The following is a 12,111-nucleotide window of genomic DNA, read 5'->3' as shown; positions in this document are numbered from 1 at the left end:
CCCTACCGTTAGAAAGTAAGGCCGTACCTTTAGAAAGTGAAGAACGGCTCCATCTCGATGGCTTTTTCATTTACGGGGTGCATGAAGTCTGGTGGCTCGGAATCGGGCGGGGTCATGAGGTAAACTCCGAAGGGGATTTTCGCCGAAACCCAGTCCATAGGTCTACGATAGACGTATTCTGATCTCATCTGATTATATACCAAGAATTCATTTTCTTGAGCATCATCGAAAGCTTTCCATAATAACGCTTCGAAAATGTCACCATTGTCGGCGTGCAGGAAATTCAAATACTTGAAATTCAAACTGGCTTCGATCTTGATGCGCGAAAAGGGCTTTGTCATCGTGCGAGTCCAACCCAGCATCTTGCCGAATTTTAAAAACTGACGGAAGTTGTGAGCCTTCAAATTGTAGGTCATTGGAATTAAATCTTGCATGCCTTCGGCAGACCAAGGTGCGCAGCACCCGACGATATTATCGTTTTTATCGATCGCCATAATAAAGTCCTCAAGCTTCAGGCCTTCCCAGCGATCCAATTTGTCGTGAAAACTTTGCGCATCCCAGACCGTGGCTAAATCCTTGGACCGGGATTTTTGTGAGATATAATAAATCAATGCATCCACGTTCTGTTGATTCCCATGGCGCATGCGTAAATGCGGAAGTGGATTTTTCGCCCATGGAAATCTTCCGTGCACCGAGATCATATTGAAACGACGGAAGAGGTGATAACGAGGCAAGGGGCGTTTCAAAGTTCTTTGGCGAACGAAGGCGTTCATGGATTTTGCTTCGTTCAAGCTCATCACCGTAAAGAAGTACTTCGCATCAAGAACCGAAGAGACTTCATTCATCACGGGCAAAAAATGCTGGCCCCATTCTATGATTGCTTTACGATTCGATGAAATACGCAGGTCACGGCCAAAGGCCACGGTGCGAACTTTATTATCTAACAAAACATCGCGCACCACGAAGCTTGCCATTCCCTCCAGTTTATCTTCGTCCTTCAGCATGTAGGTTAAAGATTTTTCGCCATGAATTTCATAGGGCTTAAAGAAATTGCCATCGCGATCGATCTTGATTTGCACAGGACCATCTAATGGAAAACTCTTGTAAAATTCAACCAAAGCAGCGGAGTCGTCGGGGGAGGCGATCTCAAGTCTCATTAAGTCTGTTTCCAAAGGACTTCATTTTGTCCCATCTTCAAGTTAACCCAACGGGCCGCCACGAACAAAAAGTCACTCAAGCGATTCAGGTATTGCAAACACATGGAATAACGATCGTCTTTGACTGCGATTTCGGCAGCACGACGTTCACTGCGGCGACAGCAGGTGCGTGCGACATGGATGTGTGAAGCCACAATGTGACCCGCAGGCAAAATGAAATTGCGAAGTTCTGGCAAACCAGCCGTTAATTCATCGATTTTCTTTTCAACACGACGGATTTGTTCTTCGGTGATTGGGGGCAACATTTGGAAAACTTCGTCTTTTTCGGTCGCAAGCAAGCTACCGATATTGAACAGTTCATTTTGTATTTTCTCAAAAATTCCGTCTAATGAAAGTAGCTCTGGATAGGTATGGAAAGAAGATCGGCAAACTCCCAAATAGGAGTTCAGCTCGTCCACCGTCCCATAGGCCTCAACGCGGGGATTGAATTTTTCGACGCAGGAGCCATCAACCAAACGAGTCGTTCCTTTGTCACCGGTGCGAGTGTAGATCTTTGCTTTGGGAGGTGTCGTCATAACTTTTGCCCTTTTCAATATAAGTGTCGCGTTTTAGTATGAGTGGGTCAAGAGAGGTTCCGATGGAAATCACAGCTCCTTTAATGGTCACTATTCCTCATTCCGGTGAAAAAATCCCGCCGCAAACGCCCTGGTTGAATGCTCTGCCAGAAGAGATTGTGATGTGCGATGTCGATCGGTACGTTGACTTCTTGTACGAACCCACACTTCACAAACTTCAAATCCCATTTGTTAAAACCGAGTGGCATCGCTATGCCGCCGATATGAATCGCGTTCCAGAAGACGTGGATTCAACTTCTGTGATCGGCAACAAAAATCCAGCAGGAATGCACAACCGTGGATTTCACTGGGTGATCACGACCTACAAACATCCATTGATGAAAGAACCAATGACCCAACAAGCTCACGATGAGTTGGTGAAGCTCATTTACGAGCCTTTCCATAATAATATCCGTGATCTTTACGGAAAACTTCATCAAGCAGGTTACACGAAAACCTTCCACATTGATGCGCACTCGATGCCATCGGTGGGAACATCTGAGCACCGCGATCCAGGCGAGCGCCGTGCTGATATCGTGGTCAGCGATAGCAAAGGCAAAAGCTGTGATCCGCGTTTCAAAGACTTGGTGATAGCGGCCTATGTGACTGCAGGATTCAAAGTTGGATACAACTGGCCGTATTTTGGCGGTCGCGTCACGGAACAATACGGCGATCCATCCCGCGAGATGCATACTTTGCAGGTTGAAATGAACCGCGAACTTTACATGGACGAGAAAACCAAGAAGCTGAAACCTGAGGAAGCGAAAAAGGTTCAGGAGAAAATCGCCTTCGCTCTTAGCTATATCCGCAACAATTTGAAGCACCTAATGTAGGGCGTCGAAGTCTAAAAAGCATAGTCATAGGGCAGGGTTTCATCTAATGATAAACGCTCTATGGCAGATAAAAATTTGAAGTCTTTTTTTAAGCGCATCAATAAACCGCTGGCGAGTTTGAAACTGGCGGTTTTTATTATTCTTTCAATTGCAGTCATCACGGCCATCGGAACTTTTGTTGAAGCTAAGTACGATGCCTACGCGGCGAAAAAATTAGTTTACGACACTTGGTATATGTATTCGATCATGGGTTTGCTTGTGATCAACCTCATCGCTGTGATGGTGGACCGTCTGCCTTGGAAAAGACGGCACGCCTCTTTCGTGTTGGCTCATATCGGGATCATCATTTTGTTGTTTGGTGGTTTGCTGACGATGAAATACGGCATCGATGGTTCTATGCGCATCGAAATCGGTCAGAAAAACAACCTGGTGCAAACAAGTGAAACGGACATGGTGATCTACAGCTCCTTTGACGGAGATCGCTATTCGAAGACATTTGAACAAGAGGTGGATTTTTTCAAATACCCACCCACTGAAAGCAAGCCCACTGTCATTCCTCTTTACACAGGGGAAATCAAAGTTGTCGATTATAAAAAATACGTTTTACCGTCGCGCAAAGTTGTCGCAGATGAAAGTGGTAAAGCGGGCTCAGGCTTGCGTTTTCAAATTCAAAATCCAAACGTGAATGTGATTGAGTGGTTGGTTCAGAAAAAAGCCAACTCTGTTCAGACGCATGATTTCGGTCCAGCTCAAGTTCACTTGGGACCTATTCCTGAAAAGGGTCAAGGACGTAACGAAATTTATTTGCAACCAGATAAAGAAAAAGGCGGATTAAAGTATGCTGTCTTTTACAAAGAGTCTGAAAAACCTGGAAAGACGGGCTTCGTTAAAGAAGGCGATATGTTCAATCCCGGCTTTAAGATGGCGATGGATTTCCGTATTCTAAGATTTATTCCGGCGGCCCTTGAGGATTGGGATCTTCAAGATATGTCAGCACCGACTCCGCTAACGACTTCCGCAGTCAAAATTATCTTTAACGGCAAGGCTCACTGGGTGCTTTTGAACGACATGGTGAAGCTTTTCACGGAAAATGCAGTTTACTTGTTAACTTACGGCAATCGTCGCATTGATGTGAATTTTAATGTGGCTTTAAAATCATTTGCAGTGGATCGTTATCAAGGCACGATGAGAGCCGCCGCTTACAAAAGCGTCGTTGAAATTCCGGAACTTGGCGAGCGTGAAATCTCGATGAACGAGCCCTTGAAATACAAAGGGCTTACGATTTATCAAGCCAGCTTCCAAGAGGAAAACGGTCATCCAGTGGCTTCGATTTTCTCGGTGAATGCAGACCCGGGACGCGCTTGGAAGTACTTGGGCTCACTGATTTTAAGTGTCGGTGTGGTGCTTTTGATGTGGTTTAAACATTTAGATTTCAAATTAGCTAAAAAGAAAGACGACGGGAATTAACAGATGAAAAAGCTTTTGCTAGTTTTGACAACAGTATTGCTTTCTTTCTCCGCGCTGACGGCGATGGCAAAGCCCGGTGATCAACTCAAATATCTTCCAGTGCAAGATGGCGGTCGTATCAAGCCTTACGACAGCTTTGCGAAAGAAATGCTGGAAATCGTTTACGGAAAAAGCAGATATGAGGGTCGCAATGCGACTGAAATTATTCTGACTTGGATGCTGTCGCCCCAAGCGTGGTCTGATAAAAAGATCTTTGAAGTGCGCAATCACCAAGTTTTGGAAGCGATGAAGCTTCCCAAAGACCAAAGATACTTTAACGGGCAGGAACTTTTCGGCAGTGATCGTTTTACGTTGCTTCGCCAAGAGCTTCAGGCCAAACGCGAAACGAAAGAAAAACTAAATCCGTATTTCCAAGCTTTGCAACGCCTGGAGAATCAATTCTTCGTTTTCCAAGAGGTGGCAGCAGGACGTATGCTTCGTGTTCTTCCTCCCAAAGAAGGTATGAACTGGACTGCCGTTGCTGACTTGCCAGAGGCTTTTCAGCAAAAATTCGTCGGCATCACGACGGCATTTGTAACGTATATCGGTGCGGTGGCGAATAATTCAAATCAAGGTGATGTGGATGCGGCCGCAATTAAATTGGATGAAGCAGTCAATGCATTTGAAACGGCAGCTCGTGCAGAAAATCCTGAGGCCTATAATCACGATACGAAAATCAAAGCCGAAGTACATTATAACAGCTTCCATCCGTTTCGTTGGGCTTATGTATTCTATATCTTAGCAGCGATTGTGCTTTTGCTGGTTTGGGCTCTTTCTAAAGAGTCTTTGATGAAGGCCGGCTGGGTGCTTCTTGCGTTGGGCTTCATCCTTCATACCTATGGCTTCGGTCTGCGTATGTATATTATGGAAAGAGCGCCGGTATCGAACATGTACGAGACGGTGATTTGGGTTTCGTGGGGAACCATTTTGTTCGCTGCGATCTTGGAGCTTATCTATAAATTCCGTATCATCTTGTTCGCGGGAACTCTTGTTTCAGCGTTTGCACTGGTGATTGCAGACTTTGCACCGGCGGTGCTAGATCCAACTCTTCAACCGCTTGAGCCTGTGCTGCGCAGCAACTATTGGCTGACCATCCACGTGATGACTATCACTATCAGTTACGCGGCCTTTTTCTTAGCGTTTGGATTGGGCGACCTTGGTCTGTTCTATTATCTAAAAGGCGAAGAAAAAAACCACGACAAAATTCGCGCGATTGTGACAGCCATTTACAGATCGATGCAAATCGGTGTCGCATTCTTGGCTCCGGGAATTATTTTGGGCGGAATCTGGGCTGACTATTCATGGGGTCGTTTCTGGGGATGGGATCCAAAAGAAACTTGGGCCTTGATCGCTTTGCTTGGATATTTGGCGGTCCTACATGCAAGATACGCGGGGATGATCAAAAATTTCGGTATGGTAGTGACAGCGATTATCACTTTCTCTTTAGTTATCATGGCTTGGTACGGTGTGAACTTCGTTCTTGGTGCAGGGCTTCATTCTTACGGATTCGGTGCGGGTGGTATCGAGTATGTGTCTGCTTTTGTTGCTGCACACATGTTGTTTGCCCTTTACGTGTGGGTTGTCAGACAAGGCCGCAATAAAAAATCCGCGAAATCTTAGAAACTCTCTAGCAACAGCGCGAAAGAGTTTTGCACAAAATTTAAGCGAGAGGGAGAAATCTCTTTCGCTTTTTCAATATGCTTGCAAAAAGAATATGGACAACTGGACGTTTAAGTCTTTAAATAAGGGCAAAATTAAATATAGGACAGCGTTGTTGGCCTCAATCCTCAATGTGATTAAGAGGATACGAGTTTAGCAAAAGGATGATTATGCATCGGGTATTTAGAAGTACGACGGCGGGCGTGTTAGCTTGTTTGAGCGCGCTCATGATTTTTTCAGCACTTCTCACGGGTTGTAAATTCCAACCAGGTTGGGGATATAACAAAGGTTACGCTCCAGAGCAGCCAATTGCGTTTGATCACCAATTGCATGCGGGAACTAACAAAATTGCGTGTCAGTATTGCCACAACCAAGTGGAAAGAACTCGTCACTCTAATATTCCGGCGCTATCAACTTGCATGAACTGCCACTTGCAAGTAGCGACAGATAAACCAGAAATTCAAAAACTTCGTGATGCATACGACAGCGGTGGCTCCGTTGAGTGGGTACGCGTTCACATGCTTCCAGATTTCGTTCATTTCAATCACAACGCGCACATCGCGAAAGGCGTGAACTGTCAAACATGTCACGGTCCTATCGAAACGATGAAACGTGTGGAGCAATTCTCTGATCTTTCTATGGGCTGGTGTGTGAACTGCCACCGCCAACCAGAGAACAAAGCTCCGCTTAACTGCTCAACTTGTCACTACTAAGGGTTTCGGAAGGTATTATGTCTGAAATGCATCATGATCATGAATTAGAGATGAAAAAAGCGTTGCGCCCGACAATCGTGCGTGACACGAAATTCTGGGAAACCATCGAAGAAAAGATGGGCGATTCTGAATTTCAAAAATTAGCAGAGACAGAGTTTAAATCTTCTCCACTGCGCGAAAGCGACGGTGAAGATGGTTGGGCACGTCGTGAGTTCTTGAAACTTATGGGCGCATCTTTGGCTATGGCGACAGCGTCTTGCGTCCGTCGTCCAGTACAAAAGATCGTTCCGTATAACAAGATGCCTGAAGAGGTGACTCTTGGTCTTCCGAACTACTACACTTCTGCATACTTCGACGGTAGCGATGCGATGGCTTTGCTTATCAAAACTCGCGAAGGCCGTCCGGTACACATTGAATCAAATCCATCCCATCCATACAGCCAAGGTGGTTTGAGCGCTCGTTCTCAAGCGACTTTGATGTACTTGTATGATCCGGAAAGATTGCAAGGTCCTAAACGCAACTTGTTCAATGAGAAAAAATCGAACTCTCAATTGATCGATGTTAAGTGGGAAGATCTAGACAAAAAAGTGTCAGAGCAATTGGTTAAAGGTGGCGTTGTTGTATTGACAGCTCCGATAGCTTCTCCTTCAACAAAGGCTGTGATTTCTGACTTCGCTCAAGGTTTCAAAGCTAAGACTGTCGTGTGGGATGCATTCTCTCACGACGACGTTCGTGATGGACAAAAAGCTTCCTACGGCGATGACGTCGTTCCTCAGTACTGGTTTGATAAAGCGAAAATGATCGTTTCAATCAATGCTGACTTCTTGGGTACATGGATCAGCCCGACGACATTTACGCACCACTTTACGGAAGGTCGTAAAGATATCAAAAACATGAATCGTTTGGTTTCTTTTGATTCCAACTACTCATTGACGGGTGCTAATGCCGATATCCGTTTCAAAATCAAACCGTCTCAACAACTTGATGTTGTGATGGGTCTTCTTCACGAAATCATCGTGAAAAAGGGTCAGTCTTCATACGCTGGTAACGGCGCTGTGAAAGCGACTTTGGAACCTTACGCAGATGTAGCTACGAAGTTAGGCTTCGACAAAGAAGTCTTTGCGAAAGTGGCTGCTGATTTGGCTGCAAACAAAGGTCAATCATTGGTAGTAGCAGGTGGTATCACTTCGCAAACTGCTCAATCGCTTGAGCTTCAAATTGCCGTGAACATGCTAAATTCAGTTTTGGACAACGATGGTAAAACAGTTGATGCCAAAGCAGGTCACCCTGCATTGACAGCGTCGTACGCTGACATGGCTCAATTGATCCAAGATATGAATGACGGCAAAGTTCAAACTTTGATCATGCATAAAGTAAACCCAGGCTACAATTTGCCAAAATCTATGGGCTTTGCTGAAGCGATCAAAAAAGTTAAAATGGTTCTTTATACAGGGGACCGTGTTGACGAGACGGGCGTGTTCGCTGATTACATCACTCCAGACAACCACGCGTTGGAATCTTGGAATGATATCGAAGTAGGTAAAGGCGTTGTTTCTATTTGCCAACCTGCGATTCGTCCTATGTATGACACTCGCTCGTTCCAGTTGTCTTTGATGACTTGGGCTTTCATGGCGAAACAAGGTCCAGCACGTCTTCGTGATTACGAAACGTTCTATGACTACTTAAGAGTTTACTGGAAATCAGACATCCACCCGAAATACGGTAAAGGCGCAGGCTTTGAAGATTTCTGGTTGGAAGCTCTTCAAAAAGGCTATGTGGGTGAGTTGAATCGTTCTGGTTCAGTCGCTCGTTCATTCAAAGTGGATGCTTTCACAAGCATCAAGCCAGCTAAAGCTCAAGAAGGTATGGAACTCGTTCTTTACCCTAAAGTGGCGATCATGGATGGTTCTTTGGCGAATGCAGGTTGGATGCAAGAGCTTCCAGATCCTGTGACAAAATTGACGTGGGATAACTACGCAATGGTTTCGATCGCTACGGCTGAAAAACACCATTTGAAAACAGGTTCTGTGATCAACCTTAAAGTGGGTGATAAATCTGTTGAGCTTCCAGTGTACATCCAACCAGGCTTGCACAACGAAGTTATCGCAGTTGCTGTAGGTTACGGTCGTACTCGCGCTGGTAAAGTTGCAAATGGCGTAGGTAAAGACATGACAGAGTTCATCTCTGTCGACAAAGCCGGTAAAGCTGTCTTTGCGGGTCAAGTTGCTACATTCGAAAAATTGGGCAAACACTACGATCTAGCAGGTACGTCTGGTAACTTCTCTATGGAAGGCCGTCAAATCGCTGCTGAAGCGACTTTGAAAGACTACGTAAAAAATAAATCGGCTGGTATCCACAGACATGAAACATGGTCTATCTGGTCTGGTCACCAATACTCTGGTCACAAATGGGGTATGGCAGTTGATCTTCACACTTGCACAGGCTGTTCAGCCTGCGTGGTGGCGTGCCAATCTGAAAATAACGTTCCAGTTATCGGTAAGAAATACGTTCTTGAAGGTCGTATCATGCACTGGTTGCGTATCGATCGTTATTACCAAGGTGATATCGAAAATGCGCAAGCGGTCTTCCAACCAGTTATGTGTCAACACTGCGACAACGCTCCTTGTGAAACAGTATGTCCGGTTCTTGCGACGACTCACTCTGATGAGGGTCTGAACGACATGGTTTACAACCGTTGCGTTGGTACTCGTTACTGCGCGAATAACTGTCCGTACAAAGTACGTCGTTTCAACTGGTTCAATTATGCTAAGTTGATCGAAAAACCAATGCACATGGCTTTGAATCCTGCGGTAGGCGTTCGCGTGCGCGGGGTTATGGAAAAATGTACGTTCTGCGTGCAAAGAATCCAAGAATCCAAAACGATCGCTCGTAACGAAAAACGTCAGTTGAAGGATGGAGATGTTAAGGTAGCTTGCCAAACTTCATGCCCAGCTGGTGGTATCGTGTTCGGTGACTTGAACGATCCAGACAGTGCTGTTTCTAAAATTTGGAAAGAAGAAGAGAAGGCTCGTGGATACGCATTGCTTGAAGAATGGCATGCGAAACCTTCTGTTAGATATCTTTCTAAAATCCGCAACAATGATAAAGAATCAACTGGTGGCCACGATGGTCACGGTACTGCAAAACAAGGTGAGCACTCATGATTAAGCGTAACCCATTAGTCCTTGGCAATAAGACTTTGAAAGATGTCAGCGATGACATCTGTGCCCCATTAGAAAGATTCCCATCCAAAGGTTGGATCGGAATGTTCTTGGGCGCAAAAACATTGCTTCTATTCTACATCGTGATCCTGGCTTGCGTGGTTGGTATCGGTATCGGTTTGCTGGGTGTTACTCACCCGGTATTCTGGGGTACGATGATCGTTACTTTCGTATTCTGGATCGGTATCGGTCACGCCGGTACATTGATCTCGGCGGTACTTTTCTTGTTCCGTCAAAAATGGAGAACATCAGTTGCTCGTACAGCTGAGGCGATGACGGTATTCGCCGTTATGACAGCGGGTCTTTTCCCGTTGCTACATACAGGTCGTCCTTGGTTGGATTACTGGTTGTTCCCATATCCGAATCAACGTGGTCCATTGTGGGTGAACTTCCGTTCGCCACTTCTTTGGGACGTTTTCGCCGTATCGACATACGCGACGGTTTCCATGGTGTTTTGGTACATTGGTTTGGTTCCTGACTTTGCGACAATCAAAGACCGTGCAAAAAATAAAATGCGTCGTGCAGTTTATGGTGCGCTTTCTTTGGGTTGGAGAGGAACTGCGAAAAACTGGTCCCACTACGAAATGTTGTACTTGTTGCTAGCAGGTCTTTCGACTCCACTAGTTCTTTCAGTACATACGATCGTATCCTTCGACTTCGCGGTTTCTAACTTGCCAGGTTGGCATACAACGATCTTCCCTCCATACTTCGTTGCCGGTGCGATCTTCTCCGGTTTCGCAATGGTTGTGACGTTGATGACATTGGTTCGTATCGGTTTCCCTGAATTCAAAAACTACGTAACTCTAGACCATATGGAAGTGATGAATAAAATCATCATGACAACAGGTATGCTAGTTGGTTACGCGTACGCGTCTGAGTTCTTCATCGCTTGGTACTCTGGTAACCCGTATGAGCGTTTTGCCTTCGTAAACCGTGCCTTCGGTCCTTACGCTTGGTCTTACTGGATCATGGTTTCTTGTAACGTGTTGTCTCCGCAAGTTTTCTGGTTCAAGAAACTTCGTCGTTCAATCCCTGTGATGTTCGTAGTGTCTATCTTCGTAAACATCGGTATGTGGTTCGAGCGTTTCGTGATCACGGTGACTTCTTTGCACCGCGATTTCTTGCCAGCCAACTGGGGTATGTACCAATGGTCATGGTTCGATACGGGCGTTTTGGTAGGCTCGTTCGGTATGTTCCTGACTCTGTTCTTGTTGTATTTGCGTTTGTTCCCAGCGGTTTCTATCGCAGAGGTTAAACCTGTTCTGCACGTTGGTTATGATACTGAAGGAGGGCACCACTAATGGCTGCTCAATATACTAAAGGTATTGCTGGAATCTGGCTTGAAGAATCAAAAATTCTTAAAGCTGCAGCAAAGATGCGTGATTCTGGTTCTGATAAATTCGAAGCAATCTCTGCATACCCAATTCACGGTATGGAAGAAGCTTGCGGCATCAAACGTTCTTGGATTCCCTACGTAACATTCGTAGCGGGTTGCCTTGGTTTGTCTGGTGGCTTGGCTTTAACTTATTGGACTTCAGCAGTTGACTGGGCTGTGAATGTCGGTGGCAAGCCGTTCTTCTCCGCTCCAGCATTCGTACCAATCATGTTCGAATTGACGATCTTGTTGGCGGCGCTTTCTTCGGTAGGTGCTTTGTTCTATGCGTGCAAAATGCCACGTATCGATCCACCCATCATCGATCCAGATTTGAGCTGCCATAAGTTCGCGATTTTTGTTCCACACAACGATGCTACTTACGATGAAACAAAGCTCACTGCTTTGTTCAAAGAACTTGGCGCGGTTGAAGTGAAGAAGACGGAGTACTAGAAATGAAAAGTCTTGTTAATATGACTCTAGTTGTAGCAGCGGGTTTGGCAGTGTCAGCGCTGACAAGCTGTGGTCCTCGCGGCAACAAACCAAACGTTGAGATCATTCAAGATATGATGGAGTCTCCGGCGATTAAAGCTCAGGAGTACGACGAAAGCTCTCCACACCATATCGGTATGCGCGTTCCACCGGAGCACACAGTGCCAGTTGGTTTCGAGCCGTACCGTTACGCAACGGATGTTGAAGGGGCTGCAAAGAACCTTAAAAATCCACTTGCTGGAAAAATGGATGATGAGACTCTTTTGACGGGTCAAAAATACTACGAAACAAACTGCGCAGTTTGCCATGGCTATAAAGGCGAGGGCGGCGACAAGTCTGGTTCAGTAGTGTCTGCGAAAATGGCTTTGAAACCACCTGCTCTTTTGACTGACAAAGTTAAAGGCTGGCCAGATGGTCACTTGTACCACGTTATTACGATGGGACAAGGTGTGATGGGTCCTTACGCTTCTCACATCCCGCAAAAATATCGTTGGCAGGTTGTTAACTACATTCGCTTCCTTGAGAAGCGTGATGGAAAATAGGA

General features: G+C 45.7%; 10 protein-coding genes. 8 read left to right on the top strand and 2 right to left on the bottom strand.

The window, feature by feature from the left end:
• Positions 1–29 precede the first annotated feature (29 nt).
• Together B9G69_RS15405 and B9G69_RS15400 are read right to left on the bottom strand one after the other, a co-directional pair.
• Complete coding sequence (locus B9G69_RS15405; RefSeq protein ID WP_088614355.1) at positions 30–1,157, bottom strand: hypothetical protein; 1,128 nt, start codon at positions 1,155–1,157, stop codon at positions 30–32.
• A complete protein-coding gene (locus B9G69_RS15400; RefSeq protein WP_088614356.1) occupies positions 1,157–1,732 on the bottom strand; it encodes a cob(I)yrinic acid a,c-diamide adenosyltransferase in 576 nt (191 codons plus the stop codon). The genes B9G69_RS15405 and B9G69_RS15400 overlap by 1 nt, the downstream gene beginning before the upstream one ends.
• 62 nt (positions 1,733–1,794) lie before the next feature.
• Here B9G69_RS15400 and B9G69_RS15395 point away from each other — a divergent pair, with 62 nt between their 5' ends.
• The 8 genes from B9G69_RS15395 (at position 1,795) to B9G69_RS15360 (ending at position 12,109) form a co-directional block, all read left to right on the top strand.
• Positions 1,795–2,604, top strand: coding sequence for an N-formylglutamate amidohydrolase (locus B9G69_RS15395; RefSeq protein ID WP_088614357.1), 810 nt, complete (start codon positions 1,795–1,797; stop codon positions 2,602–2,604).
• A gap of 60 nt (positions 2,605–2,664) precedes the next feature.
• On the top strand, positions 2,665–4,071 hold the full coding sequence (locus tag B9G69_RS15390) for a cytochrome c biogenesis protein ResB (protein WP_088614358.1): 1,407 nt from the start codon (positions 2,665–2,667) through the stop codon (positions 4,069–4,071).
• A 3-nt stretch (positions 4,072–4,074) separates the two neighbouring features.
• Entirely contained in the window at positions 4,075–5,730 is a 1,656-nt protein-coding gene (locus B9G69_RS15385) for a cytochrome c biogenesis protein (RefSeq protein WP_088614359.1), read from the top strand.
• Positions 5,731–5,996: 266 nt separating this feature from the next.
• A complete protein-coding gene (locus B9G69_RS15380; RefSeq protein WP_254916744.1) occupies positions 5,997–6,482 on the top strand; it encodes a cytochrome c3 family protein in 486 nt (161 codons plus the stop codon).
• 17 nt (positions 6,483–6,499) lie between these two features.
• Complete coding sequence (locus B9G69_RS15375; RefSeq protein WP_254916745.1) at positions 6,500–9,646, top strand: TAT-variant-translocated molybdopterin oxidoreductase; 3,147 nt, start codon at positions 6,500–6,502, stop codon at positions 9,644–9,646.
• Positions 9,643–11,004: an NrfD/PsrC family molybdoenzyme membrane anchor subunit gene (gene nrfD, locus B9G69_RS15370; protein WP_265437819.1), complete on the top strand. Its 1,362-nt coding sequence runs from the start codon at positions 9,643–9,645 to the stop codon at positions 11,002–11,004. Before B9G69_RS15375 ends, nrfD begins: the two co-directional genes overlap by 4 nt.
• The gene (locus B9G69_RS15365) at positions 11,004–11,528 is read left to right on the top strand and encodes a DUF3341 domain-containing protein (protein WP_088614362.1); all 525 of its coding nucleotides are present in this window, start codon (positions 11,004–11,006) and stop codon (positions 11,526–11,528) included. The genes nrfD and B9G69_RS15365 overlap by 1 nt, the downstream gene beginning before the upstream one ends.
• Positions 11,529–11,530: 2 nt before the next feature.
• Complete coding sequence (locus B9G69_RS15360; RefSeq protein WP_088614363.1) at positions 11,531–12,109, top strand: c-type cytochrome; 579 nt, start codon at positions 11,531–11,533, stop codon at positions 12,107–12,109.
• Positions 12,110–12,111 lie beyond the last annotated feature (2 nt).

The sequence above is a fragment of the Bdellovibrio sp. SKB1291214 genome (genome assembly GCF_002209355.2).
Lineage (GTDB): Bacteria > Bdellovibrionota > Bdellovibrionia > Bdellovibrionales > Bdellovibrionaceae > Bdellovibrio.
This window is presented reverse-complemented; position numbering and strand designations above follow the sequence as displayed.